17 protein-coding genes are annotated in these 20,145 nt (G+C 66.3%); 6 read left to right on the forward strand and 11 right to left on the reverse strand.

Going from position 1 to position 20,145, the window contains the following annotated elements; translation table 11 throughout:
• Positions 1-29: 29 nt before the first annotated feature.
• The 3 genes from ACZ50Q_RS00730 to ACZ50Q_RS00740 form a co-directional block, all read right to left on the reverse strand.
• Positions 30-1,085 carry an ABC transporter ATP-binding protein gene (locus tag ACZ50Q_RS00730; protein WP_464080227.1) on the reverse strand — a complete coding sequence of 352 codons (1,056 nt, stop codon included), beginning with the start codon at positions 1,083-1,085 and terminating at the stop codon, positions 30-32.
• A 115-nt stretch (positions 1,086-1,200) separates the two neighbouring features.
• A complete protein-coding gene (locus ACZ50Q_RS00735) occupies positions 1,201-1,998 on the reverse strand; it encodes a phosphodiesterase (protein WP_464080228.1) in 798 nt (265 codons plus the stop codon).
• Between the two features lie 45 nt (positions 1,999-2,043).
• Complete coding sequence (locus ACZ50Q_RS00740; protein ID WP_464080229.1) at positions 2,044-3,057, reverse strand: LacI family DNA-binding transcriptional regulator; 1,014 nt, start codon at positions 3,055-3,057, stop codon at positions 2,044-2,046.
• A 316-nt stretch (positions 3,058-3,373) separates the two neighbouring features.
• On the opposite strand from ACZ50Q_RS00740, the gene ACZ50Q_RS00745 reads away from it, so the two are divergent.
• Positions 3,374-4,702 carry an amidase gene (locus tag ACZ50Q_RS00745; protein WP_464080230.1) on the forward strand — a complete coding sequence of 443 codons (1,329 nt, stop codon included), beginning with the start codon at positions 3,374-3,376 and terminating at the stop codon, positions 4,700-4,702.
• Between the two features lie 88 nt (positions 4,703-4,790).
• Here ACZ50Q_RS00745 and leuA read toward each other — a convergent pair whose 3' ends face one another.
• Together leuA and ACZ50Q_RS00755 are read right to left on the reverse strand one after the other, a co-directional pair.
• Positions 4,791-6,503, reverse strand: a complete 1,713-nt coding sequence (gene leuA, locus ACZ50Q_RS00750; protein WP_464080231.1) for a 2-isopropylmalate synthase — start codon at positions 6,501-6,503, stop codon at positions 4,791-4,793.
• Positions 6,504-7,017: 514 nt separating this feature from the next.
• On the reverse strand, positions 7,018-7,638 hold the full coding sequence (locus ACZ50Q_RS00755; protein WP_092576974.1) for a hypothetical protein: 621 nt from the start codon (positions 7,636-7,638) through the stop codon (positions 7,018-7,020).
• Positions 7,639-7,654: 16 nt separating this feature from the next.
• Between ACZ50Q_RS00755 and rpoN the strand changes: the two genes are divergently transcribed.
• The gene (gene rpoN, locus ACZ50Q_RS00760; protein ID WP_464081932.1) at positions 7,655-9,082 is read left to right on the forward strand and encodes an RNA polymerase factor sigma-54; all 1,428 of its coding nucleotides are present in this window, start codon (positions 7,655-7,657) and stop codon (positions 9,080-9,082) included.
• Positions 9,083-9,204: 122 nt separating this feature from the next.
• On the forward strand, positions 9,205-9,486 hold the full coding sequence (locus ACZ50Q_RS00765) for a (2Fe-2S)-binding protein (RefSeq protein WP_076518037.1): 282 nt from the start codon (positions 9,205-9,207) through the stop codon (positions 9,484-9,486).
• A 30-nt stretch (positions 9,487-9,516) separates the two neighbouring features.
• Here the strand turns inward: ACZ50Q_RS00765 and ACZ50Q_RS00770 are convergent, their stop codons facing one another.
• Positions 9,517-10,380, reverse strand: a complete 864-nt coding sequence (locus ACZ50Q_RS00770) for a LysR substrate-binding domain-containing protein (RefSeq protein WP_464081933.1) — start codon at positions 10,378-10,380, stop codon at positions 9,517-9,519.
• A 130-nt stretch (positions 10,381-10,510) separates the two neighbouring features.
• On the opposite strand from ACZ50Q_RS00770, the gene ACZ50Q_RS00775 reads away from it, so the two are divergent.
• Together ACZ50Q_RS00775 and bfr are read left to right on the forward strand one after the other, a co-directional pair.
• Positions 10,511-11,422, forward strand: coding sequence for a DMT family transporter (locus ACZ50Q_RS00775; protein ID WP_464080232.1), 912 nt, complete (start codon positions 10,511-10,513; stop codon positions 11,420-11,422).
• Between the two features lie 412 nt (positions 11,423-11,834).
• On the forward strand, positions 11,835-12,311 hold the full coding sequence (gene bfr / locus ACZ50Q_RS00780) for a bacterioferritin (protein ID WP_057286114.1): 477 nt from the start codon (positions 11,835-11,837) through the stop codon (positions 12,309-12,311).
• Positions 12,312-12,397: 86 nt separating this feature from the next.
• Here bfr and ACZ50Q_RS00785 read toward each other — a convergent pair whose 3' ends face one another.
• From ACZ50Q_RS00785 to ACZ50Q_RS00800, 4 genes are all read right to left on the reverse strand, one after another.
• Positions 12,398-13,072, reverse strand: a complete 675-nt coding sequence (locus ACZ50Q_RS00785; RefSeq protein ID WP_076518035.1) for a hypothetical protein — start codon at positions 13,070-13,072, stop codon at positions 12,398-12,400.
• Positions 13,073-13,109: 37 nt separating this feature from the next.
• Positions 13,110-14,717, reverse strand: coding sequence for a peptide chain release factor 3 (locus ACZ50Q_RS00790; RefSeq protein ID WP_464080233.1), 1,608 nt, complete (start codon positions 14,715-14,717; stop codon positions 13,110-13,112).
• 110 nt (positions 14,718-14,827) lie between these two features.
• Positions 14,828-15,457, reverse strand: coding sequence for a LysE family translocator (locus ACZ50Q_RS00795; RefSeq protein WP_076518031.1), 630 nt, complete (start codon positions 15,455-15,457; stop codon positions 14,828-14,830).
• A gap of 59 nt (positions 15,458-15,516) precedes the next feature.
• Positions 15,517-17,058 carry a DEAD/DEAH box helicase gene (locus tag ACZ50Q_RS00800; RefSeq protein WP_464080234.1) on the reverse strand — a complete coding sequence of 514 codons (1,542 nt, stop codon included), beginning with the start codon at positions 17,056-17,058 and terminating at the stop codon, positions 15,517-15,519.
• Positions 17,059-17,358: 300 nt separating this feature from the next.
• On the opposite strand from ACZ50Q_RS00800, the gene ACZ50Q_RS00805 reads away from it, so the two are divergent.
• Positions 17,359-18,831, forward strand: coding sequence for a YdgA family protein (locus tag ACZ50Q_RS00805; protein ID WP_464080235.1), 1,473 nt, complete (start codon positions 17,359-17,361; stop codon positions 18,829-18,831).
• Positions 18,832-18,923: 92 nt separating this feature from the next.
• Here the strand turns inward: ACZ50Q_RS00805 and ACZ50Q_RS00810 are convergent, their stop codons facing one another.
• Positions 18,924-20,132 (reverse strand): metal-dependent hydrolase family protein, encoded by a 1,209-nt coding sequence (locus ACZ50Q_RS00810; protein WP_092576957.1) that lies wholly within the window; start codon positions 20,130-20,132, stop codon positions 18,924-18,926.
• Between the last annotated feature and the right edge of the window lie 13 nt (positions 20,133-20,145).

Here is a 20,145-nt window from a genome sequence, read left to right on the forward strand (position 1 = left end):
CCGAAGGCGCAGCGTGGGGGCCATTTTTCTTAGCGCCCGTCGGTGTTGATGACCGCCGAATCGGCGGCAAAGAAATGCTGTTGCCCGTCCGGCCAGGACAAGCGCAGCGACTCGCCGGCGCTGGCGCGCAGATGGCCGCCGACCCGAACGGCCACGCCGCCCGTGTCGCCGATGCGGCACACCACGATGGAGTCCGCGCCGAAGTACTCCACGCTTTCCACGGTGGCCGCGATGCCGTCGCCGTCGATGCGGATGTGTTCCGGACGCACGCCCAGCTTCACGGCGCCCGCAGGCGCGTTTGCGATGGCGGGGCCCTGCGTGCCGGCGATCACCGTGGCGCCCGCCTGCGGCGCCAGATTGATCAGGTTCATGGGCGGCGTGCCGATGAAGCGCGCCGCGAATTCGCTGGCGGGCCGCGCATACAGCCCATCGGGCGTGTCGTGCTGTTCGATCTGCCCGCCGCGCAGCAGCACCACCTGGTCGGCCATGCTCATGGCTTCGGTCTGGTCGTGCGTCACATACACCATGGTGATGCCCAGGCTCTGCTGCAGCGCGCGGATTTCGCGGCGCATCTCGTGGCGCAGTTGCGCGTCCAGATTGGAAAGGGGTTCATCCATCAGGCAGACCGGCGCTTCGGAAATCACGGCGCGGCCCAGCGCGACGCGCTGTTGCTGGCCGCCGGACAATTGCGACGGCTTGCGGTCCAGCAGGTGGGACAGGCCCAGCAGGTCCGCCACGCGCTTCAGGCGCCGGTCGTAGTCCTTTGCGGGTTCCTTGCGCACCTTCAGGCCGAACAGGATGTTCTCGCGCACCGACAGGTGCGGAAACAGCGCATACGACTGGAACACCATGGAGATGCGGCGCTTGGCCGGCGGTAGCTGCGTGACGTCGCGATCGCCGATGCGGATGGTGCCGGACGTCGGCGTGTCCAGCCCGGCGATCATGCGCAGCGTGGTCGACTTGCCGCAGCCGGAAGGCCCCAGCAGGACCGTGAAGCTGCCGGCCGGGACCGTGAAGCTCACGCCTTGGATCGCGGCCGCGCCTGCGTACTGTTTGGTGAGGTTATCCAGAACGATGGATGACATGCTGTCTCGTAGATCTAATTGTTAGATCCGCATTGTTGCCTGTTATGAAAACCTTTTCATTGTGCAGCGCAAACATGACGGATTCGTGGCAATGCGGGGTTTCGTCGTTCAGGGCTCAGCCGAACGGATATGGGCCGGGGTAATCCCCAATGACGGCGTGATGCGTGACGAGGTTGCCGCCCTGCCACCAATGCAACTGGTAGCCGGGCGGTTCCATGATGTACTGCAGCGTCGGGCGCGGGCCGAGTTCCAGCGCGAGCTGGTGGGCCGTGCCGGGACAGGTCGAGGCGATCGTGCCGCCGAAGCGCTGGAAGATTGTGCGGTGCAGGTGGCCGCACAGCACGCGCTCCACGTTGGGATACCGCGCGATGATGCGCTCCAGTTCCGGCCCGCCGGCCAGCAGGCCGATGTCGTCCATGTGTTCGATGCCGGTCAGGAACGGCGGATGGTGCATCAGCACGAGCGTGGGGCGGCCGGGCTGCTCGGCCAGGCGCGCGGCCAGCCAGTCCAGGCGTTCCTGGCAGAGTTCGCCGTGGCTCTTCATCGGCACCACGGTGTCCAGCGCCAGGATGCGCAAGGGGTAGGTCTCGATCGCGTACTGGATGAACGGTCCGCCTTCCTGCAGGTATGCATGGTCGGGGAAGGCGGCGCGCAGCTCGGCGCGGTCGTCGTGGTTGCCGGGCAGCAGAAAGTATGGGATTTGCAGCGCTTGCAGGTGATCGCGCAGCGCCTGGTATTCCACCGGCTTGCCCAGGTCGGTCAGGTCGCCCGTGATCAGCACGCAGTCGGGGCGCGGCGTCAGGGCATTGAGCGCTTGCACCGCCGGGGTCATGAAGGCCGCCGGGTCGATGATGCCGTAGGCTTTGTCGCCAGGGGTGCGCATATGCAGGTCGGTGATTTGTGCGATGAGCATGACGCGTAAGAATCGAGGAGTGGTCGGATTGATGAGAGGCGTTGGCTAGCGGCGCACGGACGCCGCGGTGCCGCCCACGACGATGCAATGCGGCAGGCGGTTCGATTGCGGCGGCTGTCCGTGGATCTGCGCCAGCAGGTTGGAGCAGGCCGTCTGGCCGATGCCGTCGCTGGGCTGCGCGACGGTGGTGAGCGGTGGGGTCAGCAAGGCGCCAAAGCGCATGCCGTCGAACCCGCAGACCGAGATGTCGGCCGGCACGGACAGGCCCAGCCCCACCAGGTCGGCGATGACGGCGGTGGCCAGCAGGTCGTTGGAGCAAAAGAGCGCCGTGGGCGCCTGCTTGCCCCGCAGCGCGGCCTTCAGCGCGTCCACGTCGCTGCCGGTGTGCGAGCCCATGGCGATGTGCTGGATGGCGTCCAGGCCCAGCCTCTTGGCGCAGGCGCGCGCGCCCATCAGGCGCCGGCGGGCCCGGTCGGACGCGGTCAGCGGGCCGGTCACCAGCGCGATGCGCTTGTGACCCATCGCGGCCAGGTGCGCCACCATGTCGCTGGCGGCCGCGCGATTGTCGACCGACGCGAACGGGTGATCGGCGGACTCGTTGTAGACCAGCACATAGGGAATGCCGCTGCGGTCCAGGTCGTCCAGCGTGGCGCTCTTGCTTACGTCGGCCACCGTCAGGATCAGGCCGTCGACCTGATGATCGATCAGCCCCTGCACGGCGGCCGATTCCACGGCCGGGTCGTAGCCCGTGGCGGTCAGCATGACGCTGTAGCCCGATTCGCGGGCGCGGCGTTCCGCGCCTTCAAAGCACTCCGCGAATACGGGATTGGACAGCGTGGGCAGGATCAGCCCGATGGTGCGCGTGCTGCCCGAACGCAGGCTGCGGCCGACGCGGTTGGGCCGAAAGCCCGCGCGCTTGGCGACGTTGCGGATGTGCGCCAGCGTATCCGGGTGCACAATCTCCGGCTGGTTGAACGCGCGCGACACCGTCGCCGGCGATACGCCGGCCTTGCGAGCCACTTCGATAATGGAAAAGCGGGACGAGGGGCGCGTAGCCATTGGTGAGCCGCTGCAAGTTTGCTGAAAACGATTTCATCTTACTTGAGGAATATGACCTTTGTATTGCACGGGTTTGCGCTATGCTGGTGGCGAAGCAACAACACAAAGCCACGGCGTACTGCGTTTTCCGCGGAAAAACCCGGCAATTTCGGTGTTTTTCCCAATTGACGCGATGCGCACAGTGGCAAGGGTCGGCTTATTCCGGCGCGTCAGGCGGGTCACGCCATGCAGCGCCGGACGGGCCCCCCGGTCAAGGGGACCGGGTGCGAATATGTTCCCGCGCATTGCGCGCGGCACCGGCAAAGAGGAAAGCTACATGTCTACTGCCTTGAACAGACTTGGCGCGGTCGAAGCCGCGCACAAGCTGCAACGGCGCGAACTGACCGCAGTGCAACTGGTGCGGGCCTGCTTCGCGCGCATCGAGCAGCGCGAAAATGCCGTTCACGCCTGGACCGCCCTGCAGAAGCAGGCCGCGATCGAACGGGCCGAAGAACTCGACCGCGGCCCGGTGCGCGGCCCGCTGCATGGCCTGCCCATCGGCGTGAAAGACCTGTTCGACACCGTCGACCTTCCCACCCGTTACGGATCGCCCATCTACGACCGCCATCGTCCCGGCCTGGACGCCGCCTCGGTGGCGCTGTGCCGCGGCGCGGGCGCCATCGTCATCGGCAAGACCGTCACCACCGAATTCGCGACCTACCAGGCGGGGCCCACCCGCAACCCGCGCAACGAGGCCTACACGCCCGGCGGCTCGTCCAGCGGCTCCGCGGCCGCGGTGGCCGACGACATGGTGCCCTTCGCGCTGGGCTCGCAGACCGCGGGCTCCATCATCCGGCCGGCCTCGTATTGCGGCGTCGTGGGCTACAAGCCCACTTTCGGCGGGATTTCCCGCGCCGGCGTCAAAAGCCTCGCCGAGTCCCTGGACACCGTGGGCGGCTTCACCCGATCGGTGCCGGACATGGCGTTGTTCGCCTCGGTCCTGATGCGCGATCCGCGCATGCTCGACCTGTCCTACCACGACAAGCCGCGCGTCGGCATGTATCGCAGCCTGCAGTGGCGCCATGCGCAGCCCGAAACCAAGGAAGCCTTCGCGCAGGCCGCCGCGATCCTGTCGCGCGCGGGCGCCAAAGTCGAAGAGGTGCCGCTGCCGCCCGAGCATTGCGTGCTGGTGCAGCTCCATGCGGACATCATGGCGTTCGAGGCCTCGCAGGCGCTCGCTTATGAACGCCTGGAACACGCCGCGCATCTCAGTCCCAAGCTGCAGGCCATTCTTGAAGCCGGCGCGCAGATCAGCGCCGAGCAGCACATCAAGAACCTCGCCCGCGCCGCCGAGTCGCGTGCGCGCGTGGACGGGTGGTTCCAGAATTACGACGTGCTGCTCGCGCCCAGCGCCAGCGGCGAAGCGCCCTTTGCCGACCTGGGCACGGGCGATCCGCAGTTCTCGCGCGCCTGGACGATGTTCGGCGTGCCGTGCCTGAACCTGCCGTTTGCCACCGGCCCGCAAGGCCTGCCGGTGGGCCTGCAACTGGTCGGCGCGCGCCATGAAGACCATCGCGTGCTTGCCATCGGCGCGTGGATCCACGCGCGCCTGCTGGAAGCGCATGCGCCGGACATCGGCGCCTCGGACATGTGGCCGCGCGGCTGAATCCACGGCTGCAATGAAAAAGCCCGCCGGGGTAAGGCGGGCTTTGTCGTTGGCCCCCTTTGTCGGGGGGCTCCGGCCTTGCCGTGGATCACACGGTTTCGGCGGCTTCCTGTTCGGTGGTGGCGATGGCGCCCGAATTGATGTGGCGGTTCACGGCGCTCAGCACGGCCTGGAACGAGGCCGTCACGATGTCGCGGTCGATGCCCACGCCAAAGCCCGTGCCGGACTCGCCCACGCGCAGCTCGACATACGAAGCGGCGCGCGTGCCGGTGCCGGTGCCGATGGCGTGCTCGTGGTAGTCCATGATGCGCACGGGCACGTCCAGCGCGGCCACGAAGGCGGAAATCGCGCCGTCGCCCTTGCCGCGCACGATGCGCCGTTCGCCGTTGAATTCGAGCTCGGCTTCGATGCTGAAGTGCTGGCCTTCGCCGGCCGACGGATCGCCGTCGATACGATGGCGGATGAGCGTCCAGGGCGACTTCTGTTCGAGGTATTCGCTGCTGAAGATCGTGTGCACGTCGTCCGCGGTGACTTCGCGGCCCGTTTCGTCGGTGACGCGCTGGATGGCGCGGCTGAACTCGATCTGCAGGCGGCGCGGCAACACCAGGCCGTGTTCCTGTTCAAGCAGGTACGACACGCCGCCCTTGCCCGACTGGCTGTTCACGCGGATCACGGCGTCGTAGCTGCGGCCGAGGTCGGCCGGGTCGATCGGCAGGTACGGCACTTCCCAGACGGCGTCCGGCTGTTGCAGCGCAAAGCCCTTCTTGATTGCGTCCTGGTGCGAACCCGAAAACGCCGTGAAGACCAGGTCGCCCGCGTACGGATGGCGCGGATGCACCGGCAATTGGTTGCAGTATTCGGCGCAGCGGCGCACTTCGTCGATGTCCGAGAAGTCCAGGCCCGGATGCACGCCCTGCGTGTAGAGGTTCAGGGCCAGCGTGACGAGGTCGACGTTGCCAGTGCGCTCGCCGCTGCCGAAGAGGCAGCCTTCGATGCGGTCGGCGCCGGCCATCACCGCGAATTCGGCGGCGGCGACGGCGGTGCCGCGGTCATTGTGCGGGTGGACGCTGAGTACGATGCTGTCGCGGCGGGCCAGGTTCTTGTGCATCCACTCGATCTGGTCGGCGTACAGGTTGGGGGTGGTGGCCTCGATGGTGGCGGGCAAGTTCAACACCATCTTGTTGTCAGGCGTGGGCTGCCAGACGTCTGCCACGGCGTCCGAGACTTCCAGCGCAAACTCGGGTTCGGTCGTGCTGAAGACTTCGGGCGAGTATTCGTAGCGCCACTGGGTCTCGGGGCGCTGCGAGGTGTATTGCTTGATCAGGCGCGTGCCGGTGGTGGCGATGTTCTTGATCTCGTCCTTGGACATGTTGAACACGACCTTGCGGAAGGCCGGCGCGCAGGCGTTGTACATGTGGACGATGGCCTGTTTGGCGCCCGCGGCTGCTTCCACGGTGCGGCTGATCAGGTCTTCGCGCGACTGCGTCAGCACGATGATGGTCACGTCGTCGGGGATGCGCTTTTCGTCGATGAGCTTGCGCACGAAGTCGAAGTCGGTCTGCGACGCCGACGGGAAGCCGACCTCGATTTCCTTGAAGCCGATCTTCACGAGCTGTTCGAAGAAGCGGACCTTGCGCTCCACGCTCATCGGCTCGATCAACGCCTGGTTGCCATCGCGCAGGTCCGTGCTCATCCAGATCGGCGCCTTCGTGATGCGGCGGCTGGGCCAGGTGCGTTCGGAGAAATCGCGGGCAAAGGGCGCGAAGGGGACGTATTTGGTGGCGGGGTTGGCAAGCATCATCACTACACCTCGATCGGTTTCTTATGAATCCCGGCGCCTTGGGCGCTCGACGGCATCGCGACCGGATGGCGGTCTTGTGCCAGGGTTTGCCGGGGTTGTCCGGCTGGATTCAGGAATAAAAGGGGAAAATCGCGTGTGGCAAGCGTGGCTGCCGAGCTACCACGGGGACACTAGGCCCGGCAACCGATCGGTAGCAGTAGCGATAGCGCGATGAAGGAGGAACGAGCGCTCAGGCCGGCAACCGGGGCGTCGAAGCGTCCGGTGTCAATCGCGGAGAAGGTGCGGTAAGCGGCCATAGGTTGCTAGTCAAACATACTTTTTTGGAAAGCGCAAACGTAAACTGCTGGGGACGGATCAAGGGCTGGGGTGCTGAGAAAGCCGGTCAATGGGAGCAGGCCAGCAAGCAGGCCGGGCAAGTCTGGCCCCGGAAGCAGGCCCAGGAAGTAGTCTCTGGACGCAGGCCCAGGAAGCAGCAAGGCCGCCTTGCGGCGGCCTTGTGCGGGCGTGGGTTGATCTAGCGGGCCGGGCCGATGCGGGGTTCGATGTAGCGGTCCGCGCGGGGTTCGCGGCGACCGTCGTCGCGCGGATCGCGCGAGGGGCGATTGGCGTTTCCTTCCAGGATCCTGGCTTGCTCGGCGACCATGTCGATCTTGCCGACGCGGTTGTGGCGCAATTCGGACAGGGAGCGGCGCAGGTCGCCCACCGTGAAAGGTTCCTGGCGGTCGCCCCAGGTCCAGCGCAGGACGCCCAGCGATTCCTCGGACAGGTTCGGCGCCAGTTCAGCGAGCACGTCCGTGCCGACGGGCGTTGCGGCGCCGGCGGCCAGGCTGGCGTAGAACCAGGCGCGCACCAGGAAAAACACGATCAGGGACCAGATGCCGGCGACCACCCACCAGAGGTAGGGGTTGATCCGCTGCGCCATGTCCATGGTCGGCTGGCCCAGGGTGTGCAGGAAGTCGTAGTTCATGCGCTTGCCGAAATCCAGTATCCAGGTGGCAACGAGATACCAGACAACGAGGGCGACGGCGATGACAATCGCGCGCAAAACGAGTCGGGGAAGCGCCAGTTTGAGCAGGGTCTGGCCGATCAGTCGGCAGTCCTGGCGAACGCTTGCGGGCGAAGTCAGATTCATCATGCAAAATATTGTACCTATGACCCGTCCAATTTTAGAACTGCGGCCTGGCCAGCACCTGACGCTGACCCCACAACTCCAGCAATCGATCCGATTGTTGCAGTTGTCTACGCTCGATCTTGAAGCGGAGATCTCGCAAGTGCTGGCCGAGAATCCGCTGCTGGACCGCGAGGATGAGCCGTCGACGGCGGAGGCGCGGGCCGAATCCGAGCGCGAGTCCTCCGTGCAGGACGACGAGCCGGCGGCTGAACGCGAGTCCCCGGTCGATGAGATGCCGGGCTCCGGCGGCGTCTACCCCGACGATGACTCCAGCCTGCCCGAGGCGGCCCGGCCGGATACCTTGCGCGAGCACCTGCTGGGTCAGCTGGCCCTGACCCGCGCGGCGCCGCGCGACGCGGCATTGACGTCCCTGCTGATCGACGAACTGGACGAAAACGGCTACCTGGGATCGCCGCTGGATGAGATCCTGGGCTGGCTTCCGGCCGAGATGGAGCCCGACATCGACGAGCTGCGCGCCGCGCTGTCGCTGCTGCAGTCGTTCGACCCGGTCGGCATCGGGGCGCGCGACATGGCCGAATGCCTGCAGCTTCAATTGCGCAATCCGGACCTCACGCGGCAGCCGGAAGCGGCCGACCCCGTCGTGCTGGCATGTGCCCGGCGGATCTGCGCCGAACACCTGCCGCTGCTGGCCACCGGCAACGCGGCGCGCCTGTGCGCGGCGGCCGGATGCGACGAGCCGACGTTCCGCGCGGCCCATTCGCTGATCCTGCGCCTGGAGCCCCGCCCGGGGCGCGCCTGGACCGTGCCGGCCGCCGAATATGCCGTGCCGGACGTCATCGTGCGCAAGACCCGGCGCGGCTGGCAGGCCACCCTCAACAGCGCCGCGGTGCCTCGCCTGCAGATCAACGGGCTGTACGCGCAGATGCTGGGCAATCAGAAAGAGTCCGCGCACGCGGGGCTGCAGGCCCAGCTCCAGCAGGCCAAATGGATGATCCGCAACGTCGAGCAGCGCTTCGACACCATCCTGCGCGTGTCGCAGGCCATCGTCGAACGCCAGACCGCCTTTTTCAGCCAAGGCCCCGCGGCCATGCGGCCGCTCATCCTGAAGGACATCGCCGGGGAACTGGGTCTGCACGAATCGACGATTTCGCGCGCCACAACACAGAAGTACATGCTCACTCCGTTTGGTACGCTGGAACTCAAACGCTTCTTTGGAACGGGGGTGTCGACCGAGGGCGGCGATGCGACGTCGGCCACGGCGGTGCAGACGTACATCCGCCAGATGGTGGCTGACGAGAACCGCGCCAAGCCCTTGTCGGATAGCCAGATCATGCAAAAACTGGCCGATCAGGGGATAGTGATTGCGCGGCGGACGGTGGCAAAGTACCGCGAAGCGCTGCGGATTGCCCCCGCGGCGCTGCGCAAGGCGCAGGCATCGGCACGCTGAAATAAGGGACGCGTTTCCGGGAAATTCGTCCCTGTTTTCAATGGCTTGCGTGACATTGCTGTTGCAAATTTATTTGCGCGCGGGGCTTGCCAGGGTCCGAATATTTTTCGATAATCATTCGCATGTACATTTGCGTATGTAATGCCATCACCGAACGCCAAGTCCGCGCTACCGTGGACGCCGGCGCGACGACGCTTTCCGACCTGCAGTTCGAGCTGGGCGTGGCCACGTGCTGCGGCTGCTGCGCGGCAACCGCCGCCGAATACCTGCCGGGCGGCCGCTGCTCCAGCGTTTGCGACGTGCGCTCCATCGCCGTTCCGGTCAATGCGCCCGCCGCCCTGGTGGAATCGGACACGCCGGCTGCCAACAGCAGCTTCCCGATCCCCCTGGTTGCCATCGCCTGAGCATTGGCCTGCGTTACCGGCTCGCTGCCTTCATGCGGCGAGCCGCGTCATTTCCTTCTCGCAAAAATCCCTGATATTCATCGCAAGCTGACGCGCGGGTTCGCGCGCGGACCCGGCCACGCATAACGCCAGTTCAGATGGCGGCACGGCCGGCAGACCCACGTCCAGGATCCGATGGCCCGCCGCGACGCAGCGCCGCTCCAGCAAGGCAATTCCCAGGCCGCCCGCGAGCGCGGCCTGCACGCCGGACAGGTTCGGGCTTTCGTAGGCGATGCGCCAGCGCCGTCCGGCGGACTCCAGGGCATGGATCGCGCGGTTGCGGTAGACGCAGCCTTGGGGGAAGGCCACCAGGGGCACGGGCGCGTCAGGCGGCAGCGGCACCGGCGCGGATGCGCTGCCCAGCCAGTGCAGCCGTTCCGGCCAGGCGGCCAGGGACGCCCCGGCGCCAGGCTCGCGCTTGAGCAGCGCCACGTCCAGGTCCCCGCGCTCCAGGCCGCGGGTGAGCACGGCGGTCAGGTCGCAGCGCACCGACAACTGCACCGCCGGCCTGGCCCGGGCGAAGGCGGCCACCACGCCCGTCAGCGCGTCCACCGCAAAATCGTCCGGAATGCCAAGGCGGATCACGTCCACGCGCTTGCGGCCGCTGACGGCTTCGCGCACTTCGGTGGACAGCGCAAGCATTCTGCGCGCGTAGCCAAGCAGACGCTCGCCCTCTTCGGTGAGCTGGACCTGGCGCCCTTCGCGCACGAAGAGCGGGCACTCCAGCGTCTCCTCGAGCTTGCGGATCTGCTGGCTGACGGTGGACTGGCTGCGGTGCACGCGTTCGCCCGCCGCAGTAAAACCGCCGGCTTCCACCACCGACACAAAGCTGTGCAAAAGATCGAGATCGAGCATGGCGGCCGCTACATCCATTTGATTTTCAAATACTTTCGATCTGAATAAAGAGTTTGTCAATGGATCGAGCGGCGCGGAGAATGCCCTCATCCCGCCGCGCCTGCGGCTTGCGACTCTAGCCGGATCTTGCATGAAGGCTCTTTCAACCCCTGCCTGCGCCCTGCCCGCGACCGGCGGTCCGGGCGTCAGCCTGGCGCCCATCGCCGCGTTCTGCTTCCTGTGGAGTTCGGCGTTCGCGGCTGCCAAGATCGCGGTGCGCGACTGCCCGCCGCTCACGCTCCTGACCGTCCGCTTTCTGATCGCCGGCGCGCTGATGCTGGGCCTGGCGGCGGCCAGCGGACGCTGGAAGCTGCCCGCCGGCCGCGACCTTGCCTCCCTCATCCTGCTGGGCGTCTTGAACAACGCGCTGTACCTGGGCTTGAGCTGGTCGGGCATGATTACCGTGTCGTCGGCTTTCACGGCGGTGCTGATCAGCACCAATCCGCTGCTCATCGGGGTGCTGGCCGGTCCGCTGCTGGGCGAGCGCCTGGGCTGGCGCAAGCTGCTGGGGTTGAGCCTGGGGCTGGCGGGCGTGGCGCTGGTGCTGCGATCGCGGCTGACCGGCATGCAGGAAGACGTGCACGGCACGTTGCTCGTGACGGGCGGGCTGGTGGCGCTGGTGGCGGGCACCTTGCTCTACAAGCGCCTCAAACCGACGTCGGGACTGTGGACCTCGACCGGCATCCAGTCCTTGGCCGGCGCCGCGGCGCTGCTGCCGTTTGCGCTGGCCAGCGAGAACATCGGCGATGCGCGCCTGACCGCGAGCCTCTTCTGGAGCATGGCCTACATGATCGTCGCCGTGTCGATGGGGGGCTATTACCTGTGGTTCATGATTCTTGGCCGCGCCAGCGCCACGTCGGCCAGCGCGCTGCATTTCCTGATGCCGCCGCTGGGCCTGTTGTTCGGCTGGCTGGTGCTGAGCGAACCCGTCTCGTGGCTGGACCTGCTGGGCATCATTCCCATCGCGTTCGGCATCTGGCTCGCCACGCGGCGCGCGCCGTGAGCCTGACGGGCGAGCGGGATGGGCGAGCGTGTTGGGGAACGCGAGACGCGAGGGGCTCTGATCCGGTTGCCGATACGCAACGCGCCGCCCGTCTGCGTTCCATGCCCATGGCGGCGTTGTCAGGGACCGCGGGCGGCGCGCGCGTCCAGCGCACGGGCGGCGCTTTTGGCGCGGGATGTCCGGCTCAGCCCGCTTGAATGCGTCGTCCAGTGTGCAAGGCATCAAGCATGCATACTCATTCTCATTGGCGTGTCGCTTTCTTGTTGCGCTCGTAAAGCCGTTTACCAAATGCAGCCCAAAGCTAGTCGCGGGACCGCGCCAAATGGTAGTCTGCACGGGTTGCGTACGCGCGGCATCGTGCGCTCCTTTGTCGCGATGCGCTCGCGTCGCGCCTGACTGCAAGGAGTCCATCATGAAAGGCGACAAAACCGTCATCCAGTTTCTCAACAAGCAACTGACCAACGAGCTGACGGCCATCAACCAGTATTTCCTGCATGCCCGCATGCTGAACCATTGGGGCTTCGACAAGCTGGGCAAGCACGAGTACGAAGAATCCATCGGCGAAATGAAGCATGCCGATCGTCTGATCGCCCGCATCTTCATGCTGGACGGCCTGCCCAACCTGCAGGACCTGCACAAGCTGCTGATCGGCGAAGACGTGCCCGAGCTGCTGGCCTGTGACCTCAAGCTCGAGCAAGGCGCCCAGGCGACCGTCAAGGAAGCCATTGCCTACTGCGAATCGGTGCGCGACTACGTTTCGCGCGATCTGTTCCAGGACATCCTGGACGACACCGAAGAACACATCGATTACCTGGAAACGCAGATCGACCTGATCGACAAGGTCGGCATCCAGAACTACCTGCAAAGCCAGATGTCCGTGCCCGAATAAGGCGGCTGGCTGCAAAAAGAATGGCGCCCCACGGGGCGCCATTTTTCATGCCGCGCGCCTGCGCCTGCAGGCTGCGAGCGTTGGGACTATTGCGGACGGGCCGGGCATTCGGCCATGGTGCCCCAGGCGCGGTTGGGCGCGCAGTACTTGTTGCGCGCGTTCCAGGAGCACGAGGGGCGCTCAAAGAAGCCTTGCGTGGCGCAGTGGGCCAGCTCGCGCTTGAGCGCATCCTGCCAGCCTTGCGCACCGGCCGCCGGGGCGGTGTTGGGCGGCGGCGGAGGCGCCTGCACCATCTGCGGCGTGCCGTAGCTGCCGCCGGCGGCCACGCCGCCGTTGATGGCGGTGGACGTGCCGGGAACCAGCAGATCCATCGTGCTGACGTCCGAGGTGCCCGAAGGCAGCGGCACTTGCGAGGCAGCCGCGATTTCGCGCGCCTGTTCGGGGCTGATGCGTTCGCGGGAGATCTGCACGGCGGGATCGCTGACCGTGTCGAACAGCGACACGGTGTTGACCTGCCATTCGCGGTCGGCCGGCTTGTCCGGCACGCCCAGCGTGCCGTCGATGCGCGGCTGGGGCGGCTGCGCGACATACGGGCGACCGTTGGCATCCAGCACCGGTTGCTGGGAGGCGGACGCATCCTGCCCGGGAGCGGGTGACGCCGCGGGCGCATGCGCCACAAGCCAATCACCCAGTTGAAGCCCGCCCCAAGCCGACGCGCCGAGCGCGATCAGGAGCGTTGCAAATAAAAAACGCCAAGACATTGCTACCCTCAATCTGCCGTGCGGAACCCGAACGGGTTTACGCTTTGTCTCCGAAAACCTTGCCGCCGTGCTCGCGCATGGCGTGGAATTTCACATCGGGATACAGTTCCTCGGCGACGCGCAACTGCGCGGGAGAACCGATCAAAAACGCCGCAGCATCCACCACATCATAGGCGATATGGGCGGCATTGGCATCCATGAACTTGCGCAGCGCCTTGGGGTTTTCAGACGTAATCCAACGTGCCATTGTGTAGCGCGACGGCAGCATCCGGGCATCCACGCCGTACTCCGTCTTGAGACGGTGGGCGACGACTTCGAACTGCAGTTGGCCGACCGCGCCCAGCAGCAGCGAGCCGCCGGCGGCCTCGGGACGGAACACCTGGATCGCGCCTTCCTCGCCCAGCTGGGTCAGTCCGGTGCGCAGTTGCTTCGTGCGCAGCGGGTCTTTCACTTCGACCGCCTGGAACAGTTCGGGCGCGAAGAACGGCAGGCCGGTGAACTGCAGGGTTTCCCCCTCGGTCAGCACGTCGCCCAGTTGCAGCACGCCATGGTTGGGAATGCCGATCACGTCGCCGGCATACGCCTCGTCCAGCAATTCGCGGCGCTGCGACAGAAAGGACACGACGTTGTTCGGGCGCATTTCCTTGTTGGTGCGCGCCACCTTCAGGCGCATGCCGCGCTCGAAGCGGCCGGAGCTCACGCGCACGAACGCGACGCGGTCGCGGTGCGCGGGGTCCATGTTGGCTTGCACCTTGAACACCACGCCGGTGAACTTGGGCTCTTCGGGCTGCACCTCGCGTTGCAGGGCGACGCGCGCGCCGGGAGGCGGGGCCTGGTCAACCAGGGCGTCCAGCACTTCCTGCACGCCGAAGTTGTTGATTGCCGATCCGAAGAACACGGGCGTCTGCTTGCCGGCCAGGAACTGGTCGCGATCAAAGGCGGGGGCGGCTTCGTTGATGAGTTCGATCTCGCCGCTGGCCTGGTCGAATGCCGAGCCGAAGCGCTTGGCGATTTCGGGGTTGGTCAGGCCTTCGATGAAGTCGTCGTTGTCGGAACGGCGCTCCTGGCCGGGGCGGAAGACGCGCATGCGGTCGCGGCGGATGTCGAACACGCCGCCGAACGACTTGCCCATGCCCACCGGCCACGAGAACGGCACCGCGTCCATGCCCAGATGGCCTTCGATCTCGGACAGCAGTTCCAGGGGTTCGCGCACTTCACGGTCCATCTTGTTGATGAACGTGATGATGGGCGTGTTGCGCGCGCGGCAGACCTGCAGCAGGCGGATGGTCTGCGGCTCGACGCCGTTGGCGGCGTCGATGACCATCAGCGCGGCATCGACCGCCGTCAGCACCCGATAGGTGTCTTCGGAGAAGTCCTGGTGGCCCGGGGTGTCGAGCAGGTTGATGACGCACTCGCGGTACTCCATCTGCATCACCGAGGACGCCACGGAAATGCCGCGCTGCTTTTCGATCTCCATCCAGTCGGACGAGGCGTGGCGCGACGCCTTGCGCGCCTTGACGCTGCCCGCGATCTGGATCGCGCCTGCGAACAGCAGCAGCTTTTCCGTCAGCGTGGTCTTGCCCGCGTCGGGGTGGGAAATGATGGCGAACGTACGGCGCCGTGCGACTTCGTTGGAAATGCTCATGATCGGAGGATTCTACTTAACGCGGCATTTTCAGGCCGGCGCGGTCCGGTGTCGTGCATGAAAACATGTAGGGCACGCGCCGCTGCCGGCGCGTGCCCCACGCTTCAAATTCAGGAATGGCGGCGGAACGTCGCCAGAAACACGCCGGCCAGGATGAAGAGCGACCCGAAGGTCCGGTTCATCCAGCGGATGTGCTTGGCGTCGCGCAAGAGGCGCAGCACGCGCGCCGCCAGCAGCGTGTACACGCCCATCGCCACCAGGTCGGTGAAGGCCAGCGTGGCCGCCAGCGCCGCGTACTGCGGGGTCAGCGAAAGCGCGGGGTCCACGAACTGCGGCACCACCGCCAGCAGGAACACCGTGCCCTTGGGGTTCATGGTGTTGATCAGGAACCCGCGCATGACGAGTTCGCGGATGGACGCCTTCTTGGGATCGCCCGCGTCCACCGCGACCGGCGCGGCGTCCGTGCGGATCTGGCGCACGCCCAGGTAGATCAGGTAGGCCACGCCCAGGTACTTGACCACGTTGAAGGCCATTTCGGACGTGGCCAGCACGGCGCCCAATCCCACGGCCACCACGACGAACTGGAACAGGATGCCCAGGATCAGGCCCGCCGTGTTCCAGTAGCCACGCGCAAAGCCGTATTTCAGGCCGGACGACATGGCCGAGATCGCGCCCGCGCCCGGTGAGAACGAAATGGCCCAGGAGGCCAGGAAGAACGTCAACCAGGTGGATAAGGGCATGATGGCGCGGGGTCGTGGATCGCAGGATTGGGATTGCCGGTGATATTACCTGCTTGCTGTTACTTGCTCAGCAGCGCGGCGCGGGGAGCGCCGGAACGCCCCTGCGCCGGACGTCCTTCGGACGGGCGGCCTGCCGCGGCATTGCCGGCCGGACGCGCCGAGCCTTCTGGGCGGCGGTGGTTCTGCTGCGGACGGGCCTCGGCGCGGCCAGCGTGAGCCGGACGGTCGGTGGGCTTGCCGTCACGCGGACCGGCGTTGGCGCGGCCTTCGCCGGCGCGGGCCGGCGCGGGCGCGCGGCCGCCAGCCGCTGCGCGCGGCTGGCCCTGGCCGGGACGCGAACGCCCCGCCCCGCCGTTGCCGCCGCGGCCGCCGCCGCCATTGCGCGGGCCGCCGCGCTGGTTGCGGGAGTCCTCGTCGCGTTCCTGGCGTTCGAAGGCGGCCGCGCTGGTGGCCGGAGGCGTCCAGCCTTCGACCGGCTTGCGTTCGATCGTCTTCTTGATCAGGCGCTCGATATCCTTGAGCAGCTTGATCTCGCTGTTGTCGACCAGCGAGACCGCGGCGCCGGTGGCGCCGGCGCGGCCCGTGCGGCCGATGCGGTGCACGTAGTCTTCCGGCACGTTGGGCAGCTCGAAGTTCACCACCTGGGGCAACTGGTCGATGTCCAGGCCGCGGGCCGCGATGTCGGTCGCGACCAGCACGGTCACGGTGCTGTCCTTGAAGCCGGCCAGCGCGCGCGTGCGGGCCGATTGGCTCTTGTTGCCGTGGATGGCCGCGGCGGTCAGGCCGTCCTTGACCAGCTTTTCGGCCAGGCGGTTGGCGCCGTGCTTGGTGCGCGTGAACACCAGCACCTGGTGCCAGCCGCTTTCACGGATGATGTGGCTGATCAGGTCGCGCTTGTGATGCTGTTCCACCATGTGCACCGTCTGGGTGACCAGCTCGGTGGCGGTGTTGCGCGGGGTGACGGACACTTCGCCCGGGTTGTTCAGGACGCCGCGCGCGAGCGTGCGGATCTCGTCCGAGAACGTGGCCGAGAACAGCAGGTTCTGGCGCTGCTTGGGAAGCAGCGCGAGAATCTTGCGGATGTCGCGGATGAAGCCCATGTCCAGCATGCGGTCGGCTTCGTCCAGCACCAGGATTTCCACGCCCGACAGGTCGATCGTCTTCTGGCCGCAGTGATCCAGCAGGCGGCCCGGGGTGGCCACCAGGATGTCCAGCGGCTTGCGCAGTGCGGAAATCTGGGGGTTGATGTTGACGCCGCCGAACATCACCATGGAGGTCAGCGCGGTGTACTTGCCATAGGTCTGCACCGATTCGGCGACCTGCGCGGTCAATTCACGCGTGGGGGTCAGGATCAGGCAGCGGGGGCGGCCGGGCTTACGGGCCTCGGGCTTTTTCTGCGACAGCAGATGCAAAATGGGCAAGGTGAAGCCGGCGGTCTTGCCGGTGCCCGTCTGGGCGGCCGCGAGCAGGTCGCCGCCTTTGAGCACTTGCGGAATGGCCTGGGCCTGGATGGGCGTGGGCGCGGTGTAGCCGGTGTCGGCGATGGCGCGCAATAGCGAATCAGCCAGCCCGAGGTCGGCAAAAGGGGAAGAGGTAGTCAAAACAACTCCAGCGGCAGCCTGTCGCTCTAGTCGAGAGACTCCAATCCAGGCGGTCGAATAAGGAGAAAAGGGAAGCGCCCTGTTGGGCGAAGCTTGGCAGCGAAGGGCCTAGCGGACGTGCGCAGATTGGCATAGCGCACGAAAGGATTGTAGCTGATGTGGCGGTGCGGCATACGGCGCAGGGTGTTGTTCGTATTGTTCAGCAACAATTCGCATCAAATCAGAACGAAATAAGTGTTTTCCCTAGGCGACCCTCCCTATAATCCGTCCGCTTTCACCTATCGAACCTAAAGGGATGCAATGAAGAAATCGGCAATAGTTGGCATCGTCGTCGCGCTCGGCGCGGTCTGGACCGGCACGGCCTGGTACACGGGCCAAAAGGCCGAAGCCTTCGTCAAGCAGGCCATCGAGGACTCGAACGTCGAGCTCAAGAAGGCTGGCGACAAGTGGGGCATCAATGCGGTCGCCGAGCTGGCGTCGTTCGAGCGCGGCGTGTTCTCCTCCGTGGCGCGCTACCGCATCAAGTTCACCGATCCCGCGACCAGCGGTGCGCCCGCGAAGGAACATGAGGTCCTGTTCGTCGAACACCTGAGCCACGGCCCCCTGCCGCTGTCCAACCTGAAGTCGGGCAAGTTCGTGCCGGCCATGGTCGCCAGCGACTTCGCGCTGGAAGAGACGCCGACCGTCAAGGAATGGTTCGCCGCCGCCAAGGGCGCGGTGCCGCTGTCGGGCCACTACAGCGTCAGCTACGGCAAAGACATCACCGGCAACTTCGACATGGCGCCCGTGGAAATCGCCAAGGACGCCTCGAAGCTCGCCTTCTCGGGCATGAAGGGCGACTTCGAGTACGCCACGTCCACCAAGCGCGGCGTGTTCAACGTGGCCGCCGACAGCCTGGTGTTGTCCGGTCCGTCCGAGGACAGCGACATCACCGCCATGGCGGTCAAGGGCATCACCCTGACCAGCGACATGAAGCCGGCTGCCAACGACATGTACGTGGGCAGCCAGAAGGTGACGTTCAAGGATTGGACGATCACGTCCAAGGAAAAGCCTCCGGTCCAGTTCAAGGACACGAGCATTGCCGTGGACCTGACGGAAGCCGGCCCGGCCATGGGCGCCAAGATGGCCGTTGATTTCGGCATGATCAACGTGCAGGCCAAGGACATGGCCGGCATGAAGCTCGTCATCGACGCGCAGAACCTGGATTCCAAGGCGCTGAAGGCGTTGAACGACGTCTACGAGGCCGCCTCGCGCCGCATGCTGCAAAGCCAGGGCGAACAGACGACGCCGGAATTCACGGACGAAGAGCGCGCCGTGCTCAAGACCAACCTGGAGCAACTGCTGGCCGGCAATCCGACGCTGGCCGTGGCGCCGCTTGAAGTGCGCACCGCCAACGGCACGTCCATGTTCAACCTGAACCTGGCGCTGGCCAAGCCGGCCGCGCTGGACGGCGAGTTTTCCGACATGCTGGTGCAGGCCCTGCGCAAGCTGGACGCCAAGCTGGTGCTGTCCAAGGCCAACCTGGCCGACCTGATGGCCATCGAGCCGCAGACGCGTGGCGTGCCGGCCGACCAGGCCGCGCAGACCGCCAAGGGTCAGGCTGAAATGGTGGGCACCATGGCTATCGCGATGGGCCTGGGCAAGCTGGAGAACGACAGCATCGTGACCTACCTGAACTACGCTGACGGCCAGGTGGACTTCAACGGCAAGAAGATGCCGCTGGAACAGTTCATGATGATGGTCATGGGTGGCGTCCTGGGCGGCGCGCGCTAAACCGGCTGGAACTTCGTACCGGTGCGCCGCAAGACTGGGCGCACCCGCGGCGGGCTGTCATGACGACAGCCCGTTTTCATTTCCCGCCGTGCTCAGGACGGCAAGGCCCCCGCCGCGAGTTCGCCGTTGCGCAGCACGGCCACATGGAAGCGCTTGTCGGCTGCCTGCATGATGTCTTCGGTGGGATCGCCCTTCACCAGCAGCAGGTCGGCCACCTTGCCGTCGGCGACGACGCCGTGGTCAACCAGGCCCATCAGGTCGTGCCCGCGCGACGTGCCGGCGATCAGGGCGTCCACCGGCGTCATGCCGAACTCCACCATGTAAGCCAGCTCCATGGCGTTTTCGCCATGCAGGTTGAAGGGCGTGCCCGCGTCCGTGCCCAGCGCGATGCGTCCGCCGGCCTTGTAGTACATCTGGAAGGACTCGCGATGGCGCTGTTCCACCGCGCGGGCCTTTTCCACCGCGTAGGCGGGAATGCCGTTGTCGGCGTTGGCGATGATGTTGCGCACGGCGGCGATGGTGGGCACCAGATAGGTCTGCGCCTCCAGCATCTCGCGCAGGCAGTCGTCGTCCATGAAGATGCCATGCTCGATGGAATCGATGCCGGCGCGCACGGCATTCAGGATGCCCTGCGTGCCTTGCGCGTGGCTGGCCGTGCTCTTGCGAAAGCGCTTGGCCTCGTGCACGCCCGCCTTCATCTCGTCAAAGCTGTAGTGCGCGTCCATCGGGCTGACGCCGGGCGTCATGACCCCGCCCGTCGCCATGATCTTCACGAGGTCGCAGCCCGCGTGAACCTGTTCGCGCACCGCCTTGACCACTTCCTCGCAGCCATCGGCCACGCGGCCGATCCGGTTGCCGTGGCCGCCCGTCATGCAGATGATGCGGCCCGACGCCTTGATGGTGGGGCCGGGAAAAACGCCGCGCGCGATGGCGTCGCGCACGCCGAACTCCAGGTAGTCCTTGCCCCCGCAGTCGCGCAATGCGGTGACGCCACCGCGCAGGCTGGCCTGCGCGTTCTCCAGCGCGGTCAGCGTGATCTGCGCCGGGCCCTGCTTGCTCAATTGCGCGTTGGGATCCGCGCCGCCGGTGTAGACCAGGTGCACATGGCAGTCGGCCAGGCTGGGCATGAGCGTCATGCCCGTGGTGTCCACGCGCGCGCCCGCGTAGCCGGAGAACTCGCCGGCTGGCGCCACCCGCGCCACGCGGGCGCCCTCGACCAGCACGCCGTGTCCGGGCAGCATCCGCCCCATTCCGTCGAATACCTTGCCGCCGATGAAGAGGGTCTGTCGTGTCGCGGTCATGTCAGGAGGGCTC

It is taken from the genome of Achromobacter sp. T5-5 (genome assembly GCF_055397965.1).